19 protein-coding genes and 2 pseudogenes are annotated in these 21,119 nt (G+C 61.3%); 13 read left to right on the top strand and 8 right to left on the bottom strand.

Annotation, left to right across the window (positions count from 1 at the left end; genetic code table 11):
• The first annotated feature begins 368 nt into the window (after positions 1 to 368).
• From odc2 to N2600_RS19230, 4 genes and pseudogenes are all read left to right on the top strand, one after another.
• Positions 369 to 1,502 carry an ornithine/lysine decarboxylase gene (gene odc2 / locus N2600_RS19245; RefSeq protein WP_017967927.1) on the top strand — a complete coding sequence of 378 codons (1,134 nt, stop codon included), beginning with the start codon at positions 369 to 371 and terminating at the stop codon, positions 1,500 to 1,502.
• Positions 1,503 to 1,596: 94 nt separating this feature from the next.
• Positions 1,597 to 2,187 carry a GNAT family N-acetyltransferase gene (locus N2600_RS19240; protein ID WP_017967926.1) on the top strand — a complete coding sequence of 197 codons (591 nt, stop codon included), beginning with the start codon at positions 1,597 to 1,599 and terminating at the stop codon, positions 2,185 to 2,187.
• 260 nt (positions 2,188 to 2,447) lie between these two features.
• Positions 2,448 to 3,387 (top strand): annotated as a pseudogene (locus N2600_RS19235) (serine hydrolase domain-containing protein).
• 107 nt (positions 3,388 to 3,494) lie between these two features.
• Positions 3,495 to 3,847, top strand: a pseudogene (locus N2600_RS19230) (GGDEF domain-containing protein); the annotation flags it as partial.
• Between the two features lie 34 nt (positions 3,848 to 3,881).
• Here N2600_RS19230 and cysE read toward each other — a convergent pair.
• The 5 genes from cysE to N2600_RS19205 all read right to left on the bottom strand — a co-directional run bounded on the left by cysE (position 3,882) and on the right by N2600_RS19205 (position 8,329).
• Positions 3,882 to 4,700, bottom strand: a complete 819-nt coding sequence (gene cysE, locus N2600_RS19225; protein ID WP_170259852.1) for a serine O-acetyltransferase — start codon at positions 4,698 to 4,700, stop codon at positions 3,882 to 3,884.
• 96 nt (positions 4,701 to 4,796) lie between these two features.
• Positions 4,797 to 5,294 carry a GNAT family N-acetyltransferase gene (locus N2600_RS19220; protein WP_017967923.1) on the bottom strand — a complete coding sequence of 166 codons (498 nt, stop codon included), beginning with the start codon at positions 5,292 to 5,294 and terminating at the stop codon, positions 4,797 to 4,799.
• Between the two features lie 15 nt (positions 5,295 to 5,309).
• A complete protein-coding gene (locus tag N2600_RS19215) occupies positions 5,310 to 6,299 on the bottom strand; it encodes a WD40 repeat domain-containing protein (RefSeq protein ID WP_018072749.1) in 990 nt (329 codons plus the stop codon).
• Entirely contained in the window at positions 6,299 to 7,393 is a 1,095-nt protein-coding gene (locus N2600_RS19210) for a CobW family GTP-binding protein (protein WP_260297142.1), read from the bottom strand. The genes N2600_RS19215 and N2600_RS19210 overlap by 1 nt, the downstream gene beginning before the upstream one ends.
• 147 nt (positions 7,394 to 7,540) lie before the next feature.
• Positions 7,541 to 8,329 (bottom strand): creatininase family protein, encoded by a 789-nt coding sequence (locus tag N2600_RS19205; protein WP_260297141.1) that lies wholly within the window; start codon positions 8,327 to 8,329, stop codon positions 7,541 to 7,543.
• 85 nt (positions 8,330 to 8,414) lie between these two features.
• Here N2600_RS19205 and N2600_RS19200 point away from each other — a divergent pair, with 85 nt between their 5' ends.
• The 3 genes from N2600_RS19200 (at position 8,415) to N2600_RS19190 (ending at position 11,051) form a co-directional block, all read left to right on the top strand.
• A complete protein-coding gene (locus N2600_RS19200; RefSeq protein WP_017967919.1) occupies positions 8,415 to 8,927 on the top strand; it encodes a MarR family winged helix-turn-helix transcriptional regulator in 513 nt (170 codons plus the stop codon).
• A 116-nt stretch (positions 8,928 to 9,043) separates the two neighbouring features.
• A complete protein-coding gene (locus tag N2600_RS19195) occupies positions 9,044 to 10,066 on the top strand; it encodes a LacI family DNA-binding transcriptional regulator (RefSeq protein ID WP_260297140.1) in 1,023 nt (340 codons plus the stop codon).
• A 28-nt stretch (positions 10,067 to 10,094) separates the two neighbouring features.
• A complete protein-coding gene (locus tag N2600_RS19190) occupies positions 10,095 to 11,051 on the top strand; it encodes a 2-hydroxyacid dehydrogenase (RefSeq protein ID WP_017967917.1) in 957 nt (318 codons plus the stop codon).
• A 65-nt stretch (positions 11,052 to 11,116) separates the two neighbouring features.
• Here N2600_RS19190 and N2600_RS19185 read toward each other — a convergent pair whose 3' ends face one another.
• Complete coding sequence (locus N2600_RS19185) at positions 11,117 to 11,896, bottom strand: gamma-glutamyl-gamma-aminobutyrate hydrolase family protein (RefSeq protein WP_017967916.1); 780 nt, start codon at positions 11,894 to 11,896, stop codon at positions 11,117 to 11,119.
• A gap of 294 nt (positions 11,897 to 12,190) precedes the next feature.
• Between N2600_RS19185 and N2600_RS19180 the strand changes: the two genes are divergently transcribed.
• The gene (locus N2600_RS19180; RefSeq protein ID WP_017967915.1) at positions 12,191 to 13,297 is read left to right on the top strand and encodes a TRAP transporter substrate-binding protein; all 1,107 of its coding nucleotides are present in this window, start codon (positions 12,191 to 12,193) and stop codon (positions 13,295 to 13,297) included.
• 79 nt (positions 13,298 to 13,376) lie between these two features.
• Here the strand turns inward: N2600_RS19180 and N2600_RS19175 are convergent, their stop codons facing one another.
• Complete coding sequence (locus N2600_RS19175; RefSeq protein ID WP_017967914.1) at positions 13,377 to 14,870, bottom strand: TRAP transporter large permease; 1,494 nt, start codon at positions 14,868 to 14,870, stop codon at positions 13,377 to 13,379.
• A gap of 21 nt (positions 14,871 to 14,891) precedes the next feature.
• Positions 14,892 to 15,431, bottom strand: a complete 540-nt coding sequence (locus tag N2600_RS19170) for a TRAP transporter small permease subunit (RefSeq protein WP_026154543.1) — start codon at positions 15,429 to 15,431, stop codon at positions 14,892 to 14,894.
• 329 nt (positions 15,432 to 15,760) lie between these two features.
• Between N2600_RS19170 and N2600_RS19165 the strand changes: the two genes are divergently transcribed.
• From N2600_RS19165 to N2600_RS19145, 5 genes are all read left to right on the top strand, one after another.
• Complete coding sequence (locus tag N2600_RS19165; protein ID WP_260297139.1) at positions 15,761 to 18,064, top strand: putative bifunctional diguanylate cyclase/phosphodiesterase; 2,304 nt, start codon at positions 15,761 to 15,763, stop codon at positions 18,062 to 18,064.
• A gap of 145 nt (positions 18,065 to 18,209) precedes the next feature.
• Positions 18,210 to 18,962, top strand: coding sequence for an N-acyl amino acid synthase FeeM domain-containing protein (locus N2600_RS19160; protein ID WP_017967911.1), 753 nt, complete (start codon positions 18,210 to 18,212; stop codon positions 18,960 to 18,962).
• Between the two features lie 223 nt (positions 18,963 to 19,185).
• A complete protein-coding gene (locus N2600_RS19155) occupies positions 19,186 to 19,410 on the top strand; it encodes an aa3-type cytochrome c oxidase subunit IV (protein WP_003552834.1) in 225 nt (74 codons plus the stop codon).
• A 156-nt stretch (positions 19,411 to 19,566) separates the two neighbouring features.
• Entirely contained in the window at positions 19,567 to 20,715 is a 1,149-nt protein-coding gene (locus tag N2600_RS19150; protein WP_162116943.1) for a Re/Si-specific NAD(P)(+) transhydrogenase subunit alpha, read from the top strand.
• Positions 20,715 to 21,113, top strand: a complete 399-nt coding sequence (locus N2600_RS19145) for a proton-translocating transhydrogenase family protein (RefSeq protein WP_017967908.1) — start codon at positions 20,715 to 20,717, stop codon at positions 21,111 to 21,113. Before N2600_RS19150 ends, N2600_RS19145 begins: the two co-directional genes overlap by 1 nt.
• Positions 21,114 to 21,119: the final 6 nt, after the last annotated feature.

Here is a 21,119-nt window from a genome sequence, read left to right as displayed (position 1 = left end):
TCGAATTGGTGAGGAAATCGGTAAGGTACCTGGAATTAACCCCTCCAGTCGCTATTCCGGCCAACCGGAAAATGCGAGGACGCCTGAAGCAACGACGGTGCGGGCCTTTTTGTTCTCTCCCTGCTTTCCATCAGCGGGGGTTACTGAAGAGGCACACCATCATTGCCGGAAGTGCGGTTGGGATTCTCCCTCCAATCCATGGCAGACAAAGCCGAACTTACACCGCACCGCGGCGTTGGTTCACTATTCGCGCATCGAGCGCTAGCTATGGTTCCGGGGTCTCCACCGGCTGGTTCCAATGCGAGCTATCGTATGCCCTTTGTCCTCCGGTTCATGCCGGAGCTCTGGAATTGGAAGAGGGAATCGATATGACCACCCAGCGCATCCGCGACTTTCTCGCAACCCGACGTCCCGATGGTCCCTGCCTTGTGGTTGACCTCGACGTCGTTCGCGACAATTTCCACGCCTTCCGTCACGCCATGCCGGACAGCGCCATCTATTATGCCGTCAAGGCCAACCCGGCCCCGGAAGTGCTGAAGCTGCTCGCAGGCCTCGGCTCCAATTTCGATTGTGCATCCGTTGCCGAAATCGAAATGGCGCTCGACGCTGGTGCGACCGCCGCCCGTATCTCCTATGGCAACACGATCAAGAAGGAGCGTGACGTTGCCCGCGCGCATGCGCTCGGCGTCAGCCTCTTTGCCGTCGACAGCCATGAGGAAGTCGAGAAGATTTCGCGCGCCGCTCCCGGCGCCCGTGTCTTCTGCCGCGTGCTCACGGATGGCGAAGGCGCCGAATGGCCGCTGTCGCGCAAGTTCGGCTGCGTTCCGCAGATGGCTGTCGACGTTCTCGTCTACGCCCATCAGCTTGGCCTGCAGTCCTATGGCGTCTCGTTTCATGTCGGTTCGCAGATGACCAAGGTCGACGCCTGGGATTCGGCGCTTGCCGATGCCAAGCGCGTCTTCGTATCGCTCGCCAAGCAGGGCATCCACCTGCAGATGGTCAACATGGGCGGCGGCTTCCCGACCAAGTACCTGCGTGACGTACCGTCCGCAGAAGCTTACGGCAAGTCGATTTACCAGGCGCTGCGCACGCATTTCGGCAACCAGATTCCGCAGACGATCATCGAGCCGGGCCGCGGCATGGTCGGCAATGCCGGTGTCATCAAGGCGGAAGTCGTGCTGATTTCGAAGAAGTCGGACAATGACGATGCCCGCTGGGTTTTCCTCGACATCGGCAAGTTCGGCGGTCTCGCCGAGACGATGGACGAAGCCATCCGCTATCCGATCCGCACGGAACACGACGGCGACGAGATGGAGCCCTGCGTCATTGCCGGTCCGACCTGCGATTCGGCCGACGTGCTCTACGAGAAGAACCTCTATCCGCTGCCGATCTCCCTTTCGATCGGCGACGAGGTCCTGATCGAAGGCACCGGCGCCTATACGACGACCTATTCGGCGGTCGCTTTCAACGGTTTCGACCCGCTGAAGGCCTACGTCATCTGAGGTCGTTTCCGCCGGCCCCGTAACCAGCCGGGGCGGCAAATTCACAATTTTCCTTCATCGCCGCTGATAACGGTATTGGGTACGGGAGGCCAAGATGGCCGCTGTTCTTGATTCTGTCCGCGCATTCTTTGCGCCCACCACTTTCACCATCGACGCCGAAAATCCCTCGGATGTCGTTGCTCGTGAAAATCTGCTCGACCGCGTCATGGGCGCGGGTCGCCGCAAGAAGTCGTCGGAGAAGATCCGCCGCAACCGCGTTCCGGCCGAGGGTCTTGCGCTCGTCGCGCGCGATCGCGACGGCCGTGTTATCGGTACGGTGCGGCTCTGGAACATCGAAGCCGGCGTCAATGATGAAGGCACGCCGATCAATGCACTGCTGCTCGGGCCGCTCGCTGTTGCCTCGCAGCATGGCGGCAAGGGCATCGGTGCGGCGTTGATGCGCGCGGCAATCCTTGAAGCGAAGAATCGCGGGCATGGCGCCGTCCTGCTCGTCGGCGATGTGGCCTATTACGAGCGTTTCGGCTTCTTTGCCGAAAAGGCCCGCCATCTCGTCATGCCGGGTCCGTTCGAACGCTCGCGCTTTCTTGCGCTCGAGCTCACCGAAGGCTGGCTTGACGGCGCGGCCGGCATGATCGTCCCCTCGGGACGTATGCTAGCCAGTGCGCCGGTTCGCCGCGCAGCCTAGAACGGGATTGGGCCGGGTCGGCTTGAAAAGACGCGCGGCGCTGTAAGGCTTGACCGGCCGGCCAGGTTGGGAATTCTTCCCCCGGCTGGTAATATTCGCGCCGTTTAATCACGCAGGCAGGCGGGTCTGGTGTGGTTGCGGCTTGTCTTTCTGGCGATGAAGCTGCGCGGTCGCTAGCTCCCCGACACACGGAAACACGATTGCGTGAAATGGGTCGCCGGCACGCGAACATATTGCGGCGATATCCTATCTTGCGCCGCATGATCCGCGTTCTTTCCCTTCTGCTTTTCTTCTACCTACCCTGCGATGGGGCCTCTCAAGACGGTGATCGTCGCTCGCGACGGACGCGTGCTCAGCGAACGCGCGTTCCATGGTCATTCGCCGTCGGAATCGACCAATATCAAATCCGCTTCGAAGTCGATCATTTCGGCGCTGGTTGGTATCGCCATCGACAAAGGTCTGCTCAACGGGCCGGATCAGAAGATCGCACCGATCTTGAAGGCCGATCTCCCTGCAACGCCCGACCCGCGCATCAACGACATCACCATCGGTAATCTTCTCTCCATGCAGGCTGGGCTCGATCGCATGTCGGGGCCGAACTACGGCCGCTGGGTCTCCTCGCGCAACTGGGTGCGTTTTGCGCTCTCGCAGCCTTTCGTCGATCAGCCCGGTGGCGAGATGCTTTATTCCACCGCATCCACGCATCTGCTTTCGGCCATTTTGACCAAGGTCAGCGGCCGGTCGACCCTGGCGCTGGCGCGCGAATGGCTCGGCCCGGTCGAGGGTTTCCACATCGGCGCATGGGAGCGTGACCCGCAGGGCATCTATCTCGGCGGCAATCAGATGGCGATGAGCGCCCGGTCGCTGCTTGCCTTCGGCGAACTCTACCGCAACGGCGGCAAGACCGCCGACGGTCGCCAGATCGTCCCTGCCGACTGGATCTCCCAGTCGTGGCAGCCGCGCACAAACTCGCGCTTCGCGGGCGATGAATATGGCTATGGCTGGTTCACGCGACTGATCGGCGGCGAGCAGGTGCATTTCGCCTGGGGTTTTGGCGGGCAGATGCTCTACATCGTGCCGTCGCTCGATCTCACCGTCGTCATGACTTCGGAAGAGAGCGGCCCGTCTGCCCGGAATGGCTACAGGGACTTGCTGCACAGTCTGTTGGCGGACATTATCGGCACCGTGCGGGCCGCCTGAAGACAGGCCGCGTGGCTTTGCAGACGCGCAAAGGACGCTGCAACGCTTGAATTGCTGCATTATGCAGCAGAAAAACCCCGCTATCGTTAAATTCGTAGCGAAGCGATGCCGCGGGCGACAACATGCTGCGGCTTTTCGCCAGCGTTTCGAGAGGCATCATGCGCTCCGACGACCTGCTTGCCCGCCAAGGTGGCGATGAATTCCTGGCGGTACTGAGAAATGTTTCCTGCGAAGATGCGGTGGCGATTGCCGAGCGCATCCGTTTCACTTTCGCCGCTGCCGTCATGCAACTGCCGGATCTGGCCGTCTTTCCAACGCTGAGCATCGGCGTTGCCGCGCGTGCGGAAAGCGGCGGAGATTTGAACGACTGATGCCGAAGGCAGACGAGGCGCTCTATCGTTCGAAGCGCGAAGGCCGCAACCGGGCCGAAGCCTTCTGCGAAAATCAGCAGGCCGCTTAGCGAAAAGGGCCGAACTCTTTATCTCGGAGCGATCCTAGATGTTCTGGTCCATCGTCTCGGCCGGGATTTCATCGGCGCGATGGATGCGTACGACGGCGGCTGGCACGCCGGCGACCGTGCAATGCTCGGGCACCGATTTCAGCACGACGCTGCCGGCGGCGACTTTGCTGAAGGCGCCGATTTCGATATTGCCGAGGATCTTGGCGCCGGCGCCGATCATAACGCCGTGGCGGATCTTCGGGTGGCGGTCGCCGGTCTCCTTGCCGGTGCCGCCGAGCGTTACGTTCTGCAGGATCGAAACTTCATCCTCGATGACAGCCGTTTCGCCGATGACGATGCCCGAACCGTGGTCGAGCATGATGGACGCGCCGATCCGCGCCGCCGGATGGATATCCGGGCCGAAGACCAGCGAAACGAGATTGGCGAGCCAGCTGGCGATCTCCGGACGGCCGGCGACCCAGAGCGCATGGGCGATGCGGTGCGTCTGCAGCGCATGAAAGCCCTTGAGGTTGAGAAGCGCGTGCAGAAATGTGGTGCAGGCCGGATCGCGTTCGCGCACGGCAACGAGATCGGCCTCGACCTTCCGCATGATGTCTGTGGTCAATGTGGACCGGATGAGATCAAACAGATCACCCGTCTCCACCTGCGCAACGGAGAGCCGCGCGGCCAGCACGCGGGCGATGATCTCATCATTGCCGGCAGTGTCCGTTACCTCAGCGGCAAGCAGCCGCTGCAATATCGGCTCGCGTGCGGCGAGCTCGGCCGCCTCGGCGCGGATCACGGTCCAGACCGATGCATCGCCCAAAGGCCGCGGCTGTTGCTCGGTCAAACCGAGGCCGGTCGATTTCGACATTCCCGTTTCCTCCGTCAGCCAGGGCGGCGCGCAAGGCGCGTCCTGCGTGCGTTTCATGTTTCGCCTGGGCAAGGCATTTGGCAGCCCTGATTCAGTCTAGCCGTCCGACGGTTGCAGGTCCGGTGTCAGCTTCGGAAGCCGGCGCCAGTGATAGAGCACATCGGGCTCCCGTTCTTCGTTGTCGGCGCCATCGGTCTCCTCCTCGGCGGCAAAACCGTGCCGTTCGTAGAAAGCGCGAGCGCCCGCATTACGCTGGAACGTCCAGAGCCTGATCTCGTTCATCTCCTCCTTGGCGCAGCCGAGGAGTGAAGAGCCGATGCCCATGCCCTGGAAATCGGGGAGAACGTAAAGCTGCTCTATCCAGTTGTCGCCATAGGCGATGACACCGACGAGCCGGTTGCCCATGGCTGCGCCGAGGATCGAGCAATTCGGCAGCAGATGCATGCGCCAGTACTGCTCCTCTTCCTCGGGCGTATGCACATTCGGCAGCCTGGGCAGCCGCTGCCAAAGGGCGACACGTCTGATATCGGCTGCGGCTTGCATGTGGTCGGCCGTCAGCGTCACGATTTCAGGTTTCGCCAGGGCGTCGTCCATTGCCGGCAGCGGGGCTCAGGCCGAAATATCGATGACGCCGCAGTCGCCGGCTTCGGAGCCGAAGGCGAGCAGCTTGCCGTTTTTGCTCCAGCTCATCGCCGTGATCGCGCCCTTACCAGGTCGGCGCAGCAGCGCTTCCTTGCTGTCGGCGATGCGCACGGCCAGAATCATGCCGTCGATGAAGCCGATGGCGAGGATGTCCTCGAGCGGATGGAATTTCACCGCGGTCGCCATGATATTGGCGCGAGTGCCGAGCTCCAGCGGCGCCTTGCCCATCGGCCCGTCCTTGCCCTGGAAGGGCCAGACGATTGCCGCAGGCGCGCCTGAAGACGCGAGCCACTTGCCCTTGACCGACCAGGAGAGTGATTTCACCTTGGAGGGGTAGCCGGTCATGCGCATATGGCGGGCCTCGGTCCCGGGCTTGATGTCTAGCTTCCAGCCGTGCAGTGCGTTTTCCTGCATCGAGGTGACGAGGAAATTACCATCCGGCGAGAAGGTGACGCCGGTATGCGCACCCTTCCATTCCAGATCGACCGGCTTGGCGTTCATGCCGATCCAATGCAGCGACACGCCGTTGTAGCGCGCCGCTGCGATGCGCAGGCCCTTCGGTGCAAAGGCAAGGCCTTCGACCGTGCGCTCCTCGGGGAATTCCTTGGTCGTGCCATCGGCCAGGCGCACGAGCGCACTCTTGCCGTAGGAATAGGCAACGGCACCCTGAGGCCCGGCTGCGACCTGCGAAATCCACTTGCGCGGCGCGGTCGCGATCTCGCTGACGCTGCCGTCGGCGGCAATGCGCAGTACCTTGCCATCCTCGCCGCCTGAGATCAGGCTCTCGCTGTAGGGGTCGCGGATGGCGGTGAGCATGCCCTGGTGGGCTTCGGAAACCCTGTCGCCGCCATCCAGCCGGTGGAATGTACCGTTTGCGCTTGCGAAGAAGGGAACATCACCTAAAAATTCGACGGCCAGAACGTGGCCGTCGAGATCAAGCGGTGCAACTGTCGGCATCAGGCGGCTGCCCCGCAGGCCTTGAAGGAGGCTTCGAGCTTCTCGCGGTCGAGTTCGCGGCCGATAAAGACGAGACGGCTCTCGTGCTTCTCGCCTTCCTTCCAGGGCCGCTGGTGATCACCCTCGATGATCATGTGCACGCCCTGAACGACGTAACGCTCGGGATCGTCCTTGAAGGCGATGATGCCCTTGAGGCGCAGAATATTCGGCCCCTGCGTCTGGGTGATCTTCTGGATCCACGGGAAGAAGCGCTCCGGATTCATCTCGCCGCCGCGCAGCGACACCGACTGCACCGTTACATCGTGGATCGCCGACATTGCGCCATGGTTATGGGCGCCATGGTGATGATTGTCGTGATGACCGTGATGATCATGGTCATGGTCATGATGGTCATGATCGCAATCGGGGCCGCAGACATGGTCATCGTGGCCGTGCTCAAGGAAATGCGGATCGTTTTCGAGCGCGCGTTCCAGGTTGAAGGCGCCCTGATCGAGCACGCGGGCGAGGTCGACGCCCGAGCGGCTGGTCTTGTAGACGCGGGCGGCCGGGTTGATGGCGCGGACGATATCCTCGATTACATCAAGTTCTTCCGGGGTCACGAGGTCGCTCTTGTTGATGATGACGACGTCGGCGAAGGCGATCTGGTCTTCGGCCTCGCGGCTGTCCTTCAAGCGCAGCGGCAGGTGCTTGGCATCGACGAGGGCGACGACGGCATCGAGCTCGGTCTTGGCGCGCACGTCGTCATCCATGAAGAAGGTCTGGGCGACCGGCACCGGATCGGCAAGGCCCGTCGTTTCGACGATGATGCCGTCGAAGCGGCCGGGACGGCGCATCAGGCCTTCGACGACGCGGATCAGGTCGCCGCGCACCGTGCAACAGACACAGCCATTGTTCATCTCGTAGATTTCTTCGTCCGACTCGACGATCAGGTCGTTGTCGATACCGATTTCGCCGAACTCGTTGACGATGACCGCATATTTCTTGCCGTGATTTTCGGAGAGAATGCGGTTGAGCAACGTCGTCTTGCCGGCGCCGAGATAACCGGTGAGCACGGTAACGGGAATAGGCTTCAGGGTGGAGATCGCGTCGGTCATGAGAACCTCTAGGATTAGGCGTGCGGCCGAGCGGCTTGGGATCGGCTGCTTGAACGGTTGGTCTCATATAATGGCTTGAGCGTGGCAGTTCAAAGGGTTTTATAATGTTATAAGATCACATTGTCTGGCCAGTGCAGATGACCGTATTCACCGGAGTTGCGTGACGTCGAATGCATCGACATCGCTCAGCAATTCCACCAGCCCTTCTACCGCATGGGCAATCAGCGCCTCACCTTTCTCTGCCGTTGCGGCCGCGGCATTGCCTGCCACACCTTCGGCATTAAGGTCCGACATCTTCCAGCCGAAGGCGTGCGGCCCGTAGGCGCGCAGATGCTTGAAACGCTCGGCGAATTCCGTCTGTCGCGAGGAGAAGTCCGCCGCCTTCGCCATATCAACCTTATCGGGATGAAACGCCAGCATCACCGAGGTCTCGATTTCGCCGCCATGGATTCCGATCGCCTTTTCCTCCGGCGTGACCGCGCCATCCGGCACGCCGAAACGGGTCCAGCTCGTCGCCACCGCCAGCATGGCAAAGCGGACCCGCGCCTCGGTCGCGACGACCGATATGACCGGCGAATTGCCGCCATGGGCGTTCAGCATCACGAATTTGCGGATGCCCTGCTTCGCCAGACCTTCGGCGATGCCGAGCCAGCGGATTACAGCTTCGTCGAACGCAAGCGTCTTCGTTCCTTCAACATCCATATGCTCTATGGAATAGCCGATGGATTCGGCGGGCAGGAAGGTGACCGGCAGGCCGGCGGGCAAGGCTATCTTCAATCGCCCGGCGATGCCTTCGGCAATCAGAGTGTCGGTTTCGAAGGGCAGGTGGGGGCCGTGCTGTTCATGTGCACCGAGCGGCAACACGGCGATCGGATGACGCCCGTCAGGTGCAAAGGCCGGACTGCTGTCCTCGAAGCGCGGCGAAGGTGTCATCATCCGGTCGTTGCCTCTTGTTTATGACGAGATCCTGGGCAATGTCATATCGCAGCGGCGTCGGGGCTTAAAGATCAAAGGGATGGCTATGGGAAAGAAGCACAAGGACGGCAAAAAGAACAAGTCCAAGAAGAAGGACCAGACCGAGTATACGCTCGTCGATCTCTCCCCGGCTCTGACCCAGGCGGCGCGTTCCATGCGGACGGTGCTCTCGCGCAACCTGCTTGAAAGCGGCCTCTATGCCGGCCAGGATGGTGTCATCCTCTCGCTTGCCGAAAGTGACGGCATGACGGCAGGCGGCCTTGCCCAGAAGCTCGGCGTCAAGGCGCCGACGATGACGCGCACGATCGGCCGCATGGAGGCGCAGGGCTTTCTCGAGCGCAAGCCCGATGCCGAGGATGCACGCCTGACCAAGGTCTATCTCACCGACCTCGGCCGAGGCAGCGTGCAGGGGATCGAGATGGCGGCTTCGGCCTGCGACAGGCTGGCGACGCAAGAGTTCTCTGAGAAGGAAATCCGCAATCTGGTCCGCCTGCTGAAGGCGATCGATGCCAATCTGCAAGCCGAAGCCATTCCTGTCGAAGAACCGGACGAAGACTGAAATTTCCCGAAAGACGAATTGCTTCCACCGATTAAATCTTTTAATTAAACATTTTAAGGGCCGCGCCGGTTTGACGGCGGGGTCTTGTCGCTTGCGTGCTGCCTGGAGGAGGACACGTGGTCCAGAAGATCAAGCTTTCGACAATCGCCGAAACGCTCGGCATTTCAACGGCGACCGTATCGCTTGCCTTACGCGACAGTCCGCTCGTTGCCGGCATTACCAGGGAGAAGATCAAGGAACAGGCGCGCGCGCTCGGCTATATCTACAATCGCCGTGCCGCCAGCCTCCGTACCTCGCGCTCCGGCATCATCGGCGTCGTCGTGCACGACATCATGAACCCCTTCTATGGCGAGATCCTGAAGGCGATCGAAAGCGAACTCGACCGCAGCCGCCACACCTTCATCCTTTCCAACCATTACGACAATGTCGAAAAGCAGCGCACATTTATCGAGACGCTGCTGCAGCTCGGCGGTGACGGCGTCATCATGTCGCCGGCGATCGGTACGCCGCCTGAGGACGTGCAGCTGGCGGAAGAGAACGGCATGCCGGCGATCCTGGTCGCCCGCTCGATGGAAGGGCAGGACCTGCCGACCTATCGCGGCGACGACAGCTACGGCATTTCGCTCGCCACCAACCACCTGATCGGCCTCGGTCATCGCTCGATCGCCATGATCGGCGGCACGGACCAGACATCCACCGGCCGCGATCGCTACCAGGGCTATGTCAATTCGCTGCGCAAGGCCGGCATCGAAGTTGATCCGAACCTGCGTATTCCCGGTCCGCGCTCGAAACAGGGCGGTTTCGAGGCTGCAGTGCATTTCCTTTCGCTACCGCAGAAGCCGACGGCAGCCGTGTGCTGGAACGATCTCGTGGCGATCGGCCTGATGAACGGCATTGCGCGCGCCGGCCTCGTGCCGGGAGGCGATATTTCCGTCACCGGCTACGACGATCTCGAGGAGGCCTCGATCGCTACGCCGGCGCTGACGACTGTCTGGAACGGTCAGGCCGAGGTCGGGCGCCTGGCAGCCCGGGCGCTGCTCGATCGCCTTGCCGGCAGCCATGAGCCTGACGGCATGCATCTGATCAAGCCGGAAATGCGCATCCGCCAGTCCACCAGTCCCCATCGGCCCCGCGCCTGAATCAAGACCGCCATCCAAGAGGAAAGCCATGTCCCGCATCGCCATTCTCGTTCCTGGGAAGATACACGAGCGTGTTCTCGAAAGGTTGAAGGATCGTTTTGAGATTATTGCGGTCGCACGCGAGGAGAAGCTTGCGCTGGACAGCGAGACCGCCGGCCGTATCCGCGGCGTCGCCGTTTCCGGTTCCTTCCCGGGCGCCTGGATGGAGCAACTGCCGCATGCTGAAGTGATCGCCAATTTCGGGGTCGGTTATGACGGCATCGATGTGAAACACGCCGCAGAGAAAGGCATCGTCGTCACCAATACGCCTGATGTGCTGAATGACGAGGTCGCCGATACGGCGATCGGCCTGCTGCTGAACACGGTTCGCGAATTGCCGCGGGCCGAAGCTTGGCTGCGTGCGGGCAACTGGAAGCCGGGCACGGCCTATCCGCTGTCGCGCTTCTCGCTCAAGGGCCGCCATGTCGGGCTTTATGGCCTTGGCCGCATCGGGCTCGAAATCGCCAAGCGGCTGGAGCCGTTCAAGGTGAAGATCAGTTATCACACGCGTTCACGCCATGCCGATGTATCCTACGATTATCACTCGACGTTGAAGGGGCTGGCGGAAGCGGTGGATACGCTGATCGCCATCGTTCCGAAGACGGCGCAGACGCACAAGACGATCGATGCCGATATTCTGGCAGCACTCGGCCCTGACGGCATCCTCGTCAATGTCGGCCGCGGCTGGACGGTGGACGAGGAGGCGCTGAGTGCCGCGCTTGCTTCCGGCGCGCTCGGTGCTGCCGGTCTGGACGTCTTCTATGAAGAGCCCACGGTGCCGGCCGACCTGTTTGAGCCGGCCAATGCCGTACTGCTGCCGCACGTCGCCTCCGCGTCCGTGCCGACACGCAATGCGATGGCCGATCTCGTCGCCGACAATCTCATCGCCTGGTTCGAGAAGGGTGCGGCTTTGACACCGGTGCCAGAGACACCGCAGAAGGCTTAAGCGGGTTGGCTCGGCGGACGGTAGTTACCGAGTAACAGGCATAGCGCTTCGCGGGCGCCGCGCCGTCATGCGATCGCCTGTGCTGACATGAACGGTAGCTTGGCCGCGGCATAGCTGCGGACGGCGTCGCCGAAAGCGGCGAACAACTGGTTCGAAGACTTGTCGGTTTCAGCCCAATATTCCGGATGCCATTGCACGCCGACGGCAAAGGCCTTGGCGTCGATGACGGAAACGGCCTCCACCGTGCCATCCTCGGCGATCGCTTCCACCTGCAGGCCCGGGGCGGTCCTGGCGATTGCCTGGCGATGCAGTGAATTCACGCGGATCTCGCCCGGGCCGAGAATGCCTGCGATGCAGGAGCCTTCCTTGACATGGACGGTCTGGCGAATGGCGTACATGCCGTCCCGGTCGACACCTTCCGGTCGGCGATGGTCCCAGTTGCCGGGCTGTTCCTGGATCTCGCTTGCCAGCGAGCCGCCGAGGGCGACATTCAGCTCCTGGATGCCGCGGCAGATGGCGAGCAGCGGGATGGCGCGGTCGATGGCGCGGCGGATGAGCGGCAGGCTGGTGGCGTCGCGGGCGGGATCGAATGGGCCGTCCTTGTCATTCGCCTCGGCACCGTAGTGCGAGGGATGCACGTTGCTGGCCGAACCGGAAACCAGAAGGCCGTCGACGCGGTCGAGAATCGCGTCGGTATCGTAGCCCTCCTCGAAAGCGGGGATCATGAAGGCCATGACACCGGATGCGTTCAATGCGGCGCGCAGATATTGATGCTGTACGGCATGCCAGGTCGCGCCGTCGAAGCTGCGGATATCGGCAGGAATGGCAACGATCGGTTTCGTCATATCAGCCCCGGTCAAAATCTTTCTTCTCGTCGTTTCTTCCGCCTGAACGGCCGCCAAGTCAACGCTTGGCTGTATCAGGCGGCCAAATTGCGACGGAAGAGGCACCCCGCCTTTGCGGTTTACCGCTAAGCCGCTGATTCTGATGGATACGTGCACGTTGCCTTATTGCCCGTCTTGATGCCAAAGGCTAATAGACTAAAGCTTGAACCGCGGCTGGCGCCATGCTTAGCTTTGCCCTTGCTGCGGGTAGGGGTGAGATTGGCCGCGCAGTGTCATCTATTTGGGAGGTTTTTGATGGATCGTCGTTCGTTTTTCAAGAAGGCGGGAACCGCCAGCGCCGGTGCGGTCGCCGCAACGGCATTGGCAGCGCCTGCGATCGCGCAAGAGAATCCGAAGATCGCGTGGCGCATGACGTCGTCGTTTCCGAAGAGCTTGGATACGATCTATGGCGGCGCCGAGGATATTGCCAAGCATGTTGCCGCCGCGACAGACGGCAATTTCACGATCCAGCCCTTCGCTGCCGGTGAAATCGTCCCCGGCCTGCAGGCCGTCGATGCCGTCGCCGCCGGTACGGTCGAAGCAGCCCACACCACCTCCTATTATTTCGTCGGCAAGGACCCGACCTATGCCATCGGAACGGCCATTCCGTTCGGGCTGAACAGCCGCCTGACCAATGCCTGGTACTATGAAGGCAACGGCAATAAGCTGATGAACGAGTTTTATGCCACACAGGGCATGTATGCGCTGCCGGCCGGCAACACCGGTGCGCAGATGGGCGGCTGGTTCCGCAAGGAAATCAACACGCTCGATGACCTCAAGGGCGTCAAGATGCGCATTGCCGGCCTCGCCGGCCGCGTCATGGAGAAGGTCGGCGTCATCCCGCAGCAGATCGCCGGCGGAGACATCTATCCGGCGCTGGAAAAAGGCACGATCGATGCGGCGGAATTCGTCGGTCCCTATGACGACCTGAAGCTCGGCTTCCACAAGGTGGCGAAGTACTACTATTATCCGGGCTGGTGGGAAGGTGGCCCGACGGTGCATGGGTTCTTCAATCTCGAAAAGTGGAGCAGCCTGCCCAAGCATTATCAGGCAGCGCTGACTGACGCCTGCGCTTTCGCCAACACCAACATGCTGGCGAAGTACGACACGAAGAACCCGACCGCGCTGAAGCAACTCGTCGCGGAAGGCGCGACGTTGCGCCCGTTCAGCCAGGAGATCATGGAAGCCTGCTTCCAGGCGGCGACGGGCATCTATAGCGAAATCTCGGGCACGAACCAGTATTTCAAGAAGATCTACGACGACCAGGCCGCCTTCAAACGGGACGCCTATCTCTGGATGCAGCTTTCGGAATACACCTTCGATACGTTCATGATGATCCAGCAGCGGGCCGGAAAGCTTTAAGGCTTTCCGCCGTTGACGCTTTAGACGCGTGTAATACCAAAACCCCGGATTTCCGTCCGGGGTTTTGCTTTTTGCTGGACTATTTGGCGGGTGGCGGCGGTGCTCCCGGCAGGCCGTTCAGGGGCGGCAGGGTCAGGCCGGGGATCTGCGGCGAGCCATTGCCGCCGCCGCCCATCGGCGGCAGGCCGAGCTGGCCGCCGAAGCCCGGGATTTCGATCTTGATCGAGTTCGGGTCGACCTTCGGGCCGTGATCCAGCCAATAGGTTACCGATTGCGGCCAGAAGATCACGATCGCCACCAGGATCAGCTGCATACCGACCCAGGGGAGCGCGCCCATGTAGATGTCCGAGGTCTTGACGTCCTTGCTGGCGATCGAACGCAGGTAGAAGAGCGCGAAGCCGAAAGGCGGGTGCATGAAGCTCGTCTGCATGTTGACGCAGATCAGCACGCCGAACCAGATCAGGTCGATGCCGAGACTGGAGGCGACGGGAGCGAGCATCGGGATGACGATGAAGGCGATCTCGAAGAAATCGAGGAAGAAGGCGAGCACGAAGATGAAGATGTTGACGAAGATCAGGAAGCCGACCGGGCCACCTGGTATGCCCGTCAGCATGTGCTCGATCCAGCGCGAGCCGTCCATGCCCTGGAAGACCAGGCTGAAACAGGTGGAGCCGATCAGGATCATCACCACCATGGATGTGATGTGCGTGGTCGATGCCATGGCTTCACGGATCAGCGGCCAGGTGAGGCGACGGTTCATGGCGGCGAGCAGCATGGCGCCGACGACGCCGAGCGCTCCTGCCTCCGTCGGTGTCGCAAGGCCCATGAAGATCGTGCCGAGCACGAGGAAGATCAGCACGATCGAAGGCACCATGCCCATCAGCACCTTGACGAGCAGCGCCCAATTGAAATCGCCGCGCACCTCCTTCGGCAGCGGCGGCATCGATTTCGGCCGGACGATCGACATCACCAGGATGAAGAGCACGAAGATCGCCACCTGCAGGATCGAAGGGCCGATCGCGCCGAGATACATGTCACCGACCGACCTGCCGAGCTGATCGGCAAGAACGACGAGCACGAGCGAGGGCGGGATGACTTGGGTGATCGTGCCCGACGCGGCGATGACGCCGGTGGCAAGGCGCGGATTATAGCCATAGCGCAGCATGATCGGCAGCGAGATCACCCCCATGGTGATGACGGAGGCGGCCACCGTGCCGGTGATCGCGCCGAGCACGGCGCCGACGAGGATGACGGCATAGGCAAGGCCGCCGGGTATGCCGCCGAAAAGCTTACCGGTGCCTTCGAGCAGGTCTTCGGCCAGCCCGCAGCGCTCCAGCACCGCACCCATGAAGGTGAAGAAGGGAATGGCGAGCAGGAGGTCGTTGGAAAGAATGCCGAAGAAGCGCAGCGGCAGAGCCTGCAGGAAGACCTCGCCGAAATGGCCGGTGGCGATGCCGATGATGGCGAAAAACAGGCCGACGGCGGCGAGCGAAAAGGCGACCGGAAAGCCGTAGAGCATGAAGATGACCATGCCGAGGAACATGGCCGGCGGGATGATGCCGAAATCAAACAAATCCGTGTCTCCCAGCCCGCCTTACTGCAGCGGCTTTTCGTATTTCGTGTCGATGCTGATATGGCCGGCAAGCGCTGCGATCCGCTTGACCAGTTCCGAGAGGCCTTGAAGGGAGAGCAACGCGAAGCCGGCGACGAGGATGAGCTTGACGGGCCAGCGGATCAGCCCACCAGCATTGCCCGATATTTCCCCCTGGTGGAAGGAGAGCGCGAAGAAGGGCCAGCACAGCCAGGTGAGATAGACGCATGCGGGAAGCAGGAAGAGGATGAGGCCGACGATGTCGATCCAGATCTTCGCCTTATCGGAAACCGAACCATAGATCAGGTCGACGCGGACATGCTCGTTGTTGCGCAGCGCATGCGAGGCGCCGAGCATGACGACGAAGGCGAAGAGATACCACTGGATCTCCAGCCAGCCGTTCGAACTGTAGTTGAAGGCATAGCGGACGATGGCGTTTCCGGCGCTGATCAGACAGCAGAACAGCACCATATATTCGGCAAGTTTGCCCATGAACTGACTGATCGAGTCGATCAGCCGACTGGCGGCCAGAAGTACCGACATTCGCCTCCCCTTGTTCTTGTCCTGCCGGTTTTTCGGCAGTTTTTCCCTCTTGCAATCGATGTAGACCACGGCCTTTGAAATTGGAAGGATAAATGCCTCGTGTTGGAGTATAGTCTTAGACGCATCGGCCGGTCCGTAGAGCCGTCAACTGTTTCAACAACCGAAGCGTGGATAAATTATTTCAATAATCTCGCCGGTAGGCTGCATTAACGCGCATAGGCTGTGCGGTTCACGCTGTGGTTTTAGAAAATTTGACCAAATGTTTGATTCCATTGAAATCAAATTTTAAAGGGTTGGGCTTAGAATTCCCGCGCACAGGGAAAGTGTGGATGAAGCCAGATAACCCGAACAGGGTCCCTATTGATGTGTATCTGTCGTTTGTGAGTTCCCTTTCCGGGAACCGCATGACGCTGCTTGTTGGCGTGATCGTCCATGTCGCGACGTGCATTGCAGTGGCTGCCAAGACGCAGTACTCCATCTACATCCTGCTGTCGGTCGCCTTCCTTCTGGTCTTCGGCGCTCGCATGGTCATCTTCCGGCAGTTCGATCGCGTCGACAAGCAGAGCCTGTCGCACGCCGGAATTGAGCGTTGGGAGCGGATTCTCGTTGCCAGTGGAGCATGCACCACCGCGCTCCTCGGCATCGCCAGCGGCTACGCCATCTTCGTCGTCCACGATTCCTTTGCGGAGCTTGCCTGCATTTCCGTCACCATGGCGACCATGGTTTCCGTCGTTGGCCGCAACTACGGCTCGCGCTTCGCAGTCGACCTCCAGACCTTCTTCTGCTGCCTGCCGATGATCGTCTGCAGCCTGCTGGCGATGGACTTCTATCGCGGCGTGCTGTCGATCTTCCTCATTCCTTTCTGGCTGACGACGCGGGCCATGGCCAATGGCGTGCGCGAGTTCCTCTATGAGAACGTCATCGCACGCCGGGAAATCACCATCATCGCCGACCGCTTCGATACGGCGCTCAACAACATGCCGCACGGCCTGGTCATGGTCGATGCCGAGAACCGCATCCAGGTGGTCAACCGCAAGGCCTGCGAACTTCTGAAGATCGGCGCGCCAGAGCGGCTGAAGGATCGGGACCTCGGCGCCGTGCTGCGCTATGGCGCGCGCTACAGCTTCATGGACGCCTCGCAGCCGGAGCTCATTCTGCGCCAGCTCACCCAAGTGGCAGAGGGTAATCTGTCGCGCACGCTCATTCATTTTCCCGAGGGCCTGTCGCTCGAATTCTCCGCCAGCCGAAGGGCCGACGGCGGCGCTGTGCTGATCTTCGAGGACGTGTCGAGCCGGGTGAAGGCAGAGCAGAAGATCATGCACATGGTCCGCTTCGATGCGCTGACCGGCCTGCCGAACCGCCAATATTTCGGGCAGCTGGTGCATGAGTATCTCGCCAAACATCAAAGGAAGTCCGGGCCGCTCGGCTTCATGGTTCTCGATATCGACGAATTCAAACATGTCAACGACATGCGCGGCCACGTTACGGGCGACCACCTGCTCTGCGCCATCGCCGCCCGCATCAAGCAGGCCTCCGGCAACGCCATCCTCGGCCGGTTGATGGGAGACCAGTTCATCCTGTTCTTCCCACATGCGAAGGAGCAGGCTTCGCTCGACGTCGAAATCCGCCGCGTGCACGCTGCAATCCAGGGCAATTACGCGGTCGACGAACTGACGTTCCTCGTTTCGCTCAGCGCCGGTTACGCGATTCTCGAAAGTACCGCGTTTGCGATGGATGAATGGAGCGTCAAAGCGGATCTGGCGCTGTTCGAAAGCAAGTCGCGCTTCAAGGGCGGCATATCAGGCTTCGAGCGGGAGATGGATGGCCGCTATATCGAGCAGCAGAGGCTGAAGGCGGATCTGCGCGAGGCGGTTTCGGCGCAAGCGCTGCATCTCGCCTTCCAGCCGATGTTCCGGGCCGACGGCTCGCGGATCGAGTGCGCCGAGGCCTTGGCGCGCTGGGTGCATCCGGAGAGGGGCTCGATCCCGCCCGACGTCTTCATCCGGCTCGCCGAGGATATGGGCATCATCTCCGACATTACCCGTTTCGTCCTGTTCAAGGCGTGCAGCGAATGCATGAACTGGCCGGAGCATATCGCCGTCTCGGTCAACCTCTCGGCGCGGGACCTGCGCGATGCCGATATTCTCTTTGTGGTCGCCGAAGCGCTTGCCCATTCCGGCCTCGACGCGGCGCGGCTGCATCTTGAAGTCACCGAGAGCTGCCTGATCGACGAGCCGGCGGCCGTGCGCGCCATCCTGGCGGAGCTCAGATCCCGGGGCATCACCATCGCCATCGACGATTTCGGCACCGGCTTCTCCAGCCTCAGCTATCTCGACACGCTGCCGCTCGATATCGTCAAGATCGACCGCTCCTTCGTGCGCAACATCGTCGAGGATGGGCGCCGCCTCAAGCTCTTGCGCGGCACGGTCAATCTCGCCCGCGAACTGGGCCTGAAGATCGTCATCGAGGGTGTGGAGACCGAGGAACAGCTGACGCTGCTCAACAAGCACCGTAGTGCCGATCTGGTGCAGGGTTACGTTTTCTCGCAGCCGGTCCCTTCCCAGAATATCAGGCTGCTGCAAGAGGGCATCGGCCGCCGCACCGTCCAGCGCCGCCGCAACAAGGTCGCTTGAGCCGCCTGCAAGTGACTGGTTATCCAACCGAAAATCTTGCGCCCTGTTAACCTTAATAGTTTAAATTCAACGGAAACTCGTAGATTTTCTTGCCTATGTGTCGCTGGCATATGATTAATGATCCGTTAACGAGCGGATCGAGAGAATGTCAGACACACTTTTTACGCGTGGCGATTTCAGCAGGAAAATACTGGAAATTCTGGATCACGTCGAATATCGCCGTGTCGAAAGCGGTGAAGACATGGAGGAAGTGGAGCGGCTGCGCTACAAGGCCTACAAGGCCCGTGACGCGCTGTCGCTTGCCCCGGAAGGCCTATTGGACGATGTCGATTTCGACAGCCATGCCTATATCTTCGGCCTCTACTATTATGGCGAACTGGTCAGTACGATTCGAATTCACTATGTGACGCCGGAGCATCGTATCAGCCGGTCCGGAGAAGCCTTTCCCGAGGCGATGGATGAGCTTTTGGACGCCGGGCTAACCTTGATCGACCCGGCGCGGTTCGCGGCCGATCCGGAGTTCACCGCCGAGATGCCATGGGTTCCCTATCTGACGTTGAGACCCGCCATCGTTGCGGCAGCGCATTTCCGGGCGGACCGCGTTATTCAGTCCGTCCGGCCCCCGCATGCCGCCTTCTACAAGCGGGTCTTCTATGCCGATACCATCGTGCCCGGCCGACTGGCGGAGAGTTACGGGGTCGACGTGACGCTGATGGCGACGAATGTGATCGAGGTCGGGCGCAAGCTGTTGACGCGCTATCCCTTTTTCATCTCCAGCGCCAGCGAGCAGCGCATGATGTTTTCACGCAATCCCAACGATACGCTGCCGCCGCTCACCATCATTCCGACGGCGCGTTTCGTGCCGCCAGGCGAACTCGGCACCGATCTGCCGCTGTGATCTGCCTTGCCCCGAGGGGGAGACGACGTAGCGACGGAAGCAGGCAAAATCAGCCGTCCTTCAGGGCCCGTTCCGGGGCTTTGAGGTGACGGTTGCCACGTGCGCCTGCGGCATTCTCATGCATTGCGCTTTCGCCTGTCATTGTGTAATCCCTGCAGGCAGGGATTTCCCTCGCCTAGAGGGAAATTAGGCAGCGCAGAGGCATATCAGGGAGACGATATTTATGGCCGAACATCATACCGGACCGGTCGAGACCGGCGCGCCAATGGATTACAAAGAACATGAAAAGACCTACGACATGTTCATCGCCAGCGCGAAATACGGCTCGATGCTCCTCATCGTCCTCCTGCTTGCGATGACCGCCGGTTTCTTCGGCGGCGCCGGCCTTCTCGGTGGCCTCTTCGTCTTCATCATTCTTCTCGCCGCCGGCATCTTCCTGTTCCGCTGATCGCGTAGAATCAGAGGGTCAGAGCGTTCTTTGTGCGTCCGAAAGGACGCACGGCGCTCTGAGGGGGAGGAGAGACTTCTCCGAAGCTTTGTGAATGAGGTGCTTGGCCCGCGCAGGTGAGCCTGTGGCGGTCTGGCTGACCCGGAGGAGGGGCAGTTGGGCAATATCGTTTTCGTTGCAAGGGAAATCACGGGCGAGGAGACGCGTGTCGCCGCCTCCGCCGAGACCGTGAAGAAGATGAAGAACTTCGGCTTCGACGTCGTCGTCGAAGCCGGTGCCGGTGCGGCTTCGCGCATTCCAGACGGGGAGTTCGAGGCCGCGGGCGCCAGGATCGGCAGTTTTGCGGATGCAGCCTCCGCCGATGTGGTGTTGAAGGTGCGCCGGCCCAACGGATCGGAAATCTCCGGCTATAAAAGCGGCGCTGTGATCATCGCCATCATGGATCCCTACGGCAATGACGAAGCGATCGCGGCACTGGCAAGTGCCGGGCTTTCGGCCTTCGCGATGGAACTGATGCCGCGCATTACCCGCGCCCAGTCCATGGACGTGCTGTCGTCCCAGGCCAATCTCGCCGGTTACCAGGCCGTCATCGAGGCTGCAGCGGTCTATGACCGCGCCATGCCGATGATGATGACGGCGGCTGGTACCGTGCCGGCCGCCAAGGTCTTCGTCATGGGCGCCGGCGTCGCAGGTCTTCAGGCGATTGCGACCGCACGGCGTCTCGGCGCGGCGGTCTCGGCCACCGATGTTCGCCCCGCGGCCAAGGAGCAGATCGCCTCGCTCGGCGCCAAGTTCATCGCCATCGAGGACGAGGAGTTCAAGGCGGCGGAAACGACCGGCGGTTATGCCAAGGAAATGTCCGCCGACTATCAGGCGAAACAGGCGGCTCTAGTTGCCGAACACATAGCCAAGCAGGATATCGTCATCACCACCGCGCTGATCCCCGGTCGTGCGGCGCCGCGGCTCGTTTCGCAGGCCATGCTCGCCTCGATGAAATCAGGGGCGGTCGCCGTCGATCTCGCAGTCGAACGCGGCGGCAATATCGAGGGCGTCGTCCCCGGCGAGATCGCCGATGTCGAAGGCGTCAGGGTCATCGGTTTCGCCAACATGCCGGGCCGGGTTGCGGCCAGCGCCTCGGCGCTCTACGCCAAGAACCTCGTCACCTTCCTCGAAACCATGGTCAACAAGGAAACCCGGAGCGTCGTCGTCAATCTCGACGACGAGCTCGTCAAGGCGACGATGCTGACCTATGCCGGCGACGTCGTTCATCCCGCCTTCGGCGGCGCGAAGAAGGGAGACCTCTGATGGCCAGTGAAGCAATGGACAAAGCGCTGGAGCAGCTCGATCAGGCGGTGACCGCCGTGATCACGGCGGCGGCCCAGGCGCCGGAAGCGGCAAGCGCTGCGACCGGCGGGGCGATCGATCCCTTCGTTTTCCAGCTTGCCATCTTCGTATTGTCGATCTTCGTCGGCTATTACGTCGTGTGGTCGGTGACGCCGGCGCTGCATACGCCGCTGATGGCCGTCACCAATGCGATCTCCTCCGTCATCGTCGTCGGCGCGCTTCTGGCGGTCGGCATTTCGACCAGCGGGCTTGCGACCGGCTTCGGTTTCGTCGCCCTCGTACTCGTGTCGGTGAACATCTTCGGCGGTTTCCTCGTCACGCAGCGGATGCTTTCGATGTACCGCAAGAAGGACCGGTAAGGACTG

Source organism: Rhizobium sp. WSM1274, from assembly GCF_025200775.1.
Classification (GTDB): domain Bacteria; phylum Pseudomonadota; class Alphaproteobacteria; order Rhizobiales; family Rhizobiaceae; genus Rhizobium; species Rhizobium leguminosarum_I.
This window is presented reverse-complemented; position numbering and strand designations above follow the sequence as displayed.

Coding starts and splice junctions, on each gene's coding strand:
- odc2 (WP_017967927.1), top strand. CDS start 369: ATGACCACCCAGCGCATCCGCGACTTTCTCGCAACCCGACGTCCCGAT.
- N2600_RS19240 (WP_017967926.1), top strand. CDS start 1,597: ATGGCCGCTGTTCTTGATTCTGTCCGCGCATTCTTTGCGCCCACCACT.
- cysE (WP_170259852.1), bottom strand. CDS start 4,700: ATGTCGAAATCGACCGGCCTCGGTTTGACCGAGCAACAGCCGCGGCCT.
- N2600_RS19220 (WP_017967923.1), bottom strand. CDS start 5,294: ATGGACGACGCCCTGGCGAAACCTGAAATCGTGACGCTGACGGCCGAC.
- N2600_RS19215 (WP_018072749.1), bottom strand. CDS start 6,299: ATGCCGACAGTTGCACCGCTTGATCTCGACGGCCACGTTCTGGCCGTC.
- N2600_RS19210 (WP_260297142.1), bottom strand. CDS start 7,393: ATGACCGACGCGATCTCCACCCTGAAGCCTATTCCCGTTACCGTGCTC.
- N2600_RS19205 (WP_260297141.1), bottom strand. CDS start 8,329: ATGATGACACCTTCGCCGCGCTTCGAGGACAGCAGTCCGGCCTTTGCA.
- N2600_RS19200 (WP_017967919.1), top strand. CDS start 8,415: ATGGGAAAGAAGCACAAGGACGGCAAAAAGAACAAGTCCAAGAAGAAG.
- N2600_RS19190 (WP_017967917.1), top strand. CDS start 10,095: ATGTCCCGCATCGCCATTCTCGTTCCTGGGAAGATACACGAGCGTGTT.
- N2600_RS19185 (WP_017967916.1), bottom strand. CDS start 11,896: ATGACGAAACCGATCGTTGCCATTCCTGCCGATATCCGCAGCTTCGAC.
- N2600_RS19180 (WP_017967915.1), top strand. CDS start 12,191: ATGGATCGTCGTTCGTTTTTCAAGAAGGCGGGAACCGCCAGCGCCGGT.
- N2600_RS19170 (WP_026154543.1), bottom strand. CDS start 15,431: ATGTCGGTACTTCTGGCCGCCAGTCGGCTGATCGACTCGATCAGTCAG.
- N2600_RS19165 (WP_260297139.1), top strand. CDS start 15,761: ATGAAGCCAGATAACCCGAACAGGGTCCCTATTGATGTGTATCTGTCG.
- N2600_RS19160 (WP_017967911.1), top strand. CDS start 18,210: ATGTCAGACACACTTTTTACGCGTGGCGATTTCAGCAGGAAAATACTG.
- N2600_RS19155 (WP_003552834.1), top strand. CDS start 19,186: ATGGCCGAACATCATACCGGACCGGTCGAGACCGGCGCGCCAATGGAT.
- N2600_RS19145 (WP_017967908.1), top strand. CDS start 20,715: ATGGCCAGTGAAGCAATGGACAAAGCGCTGGAGCAGCTCGATCAGGCG.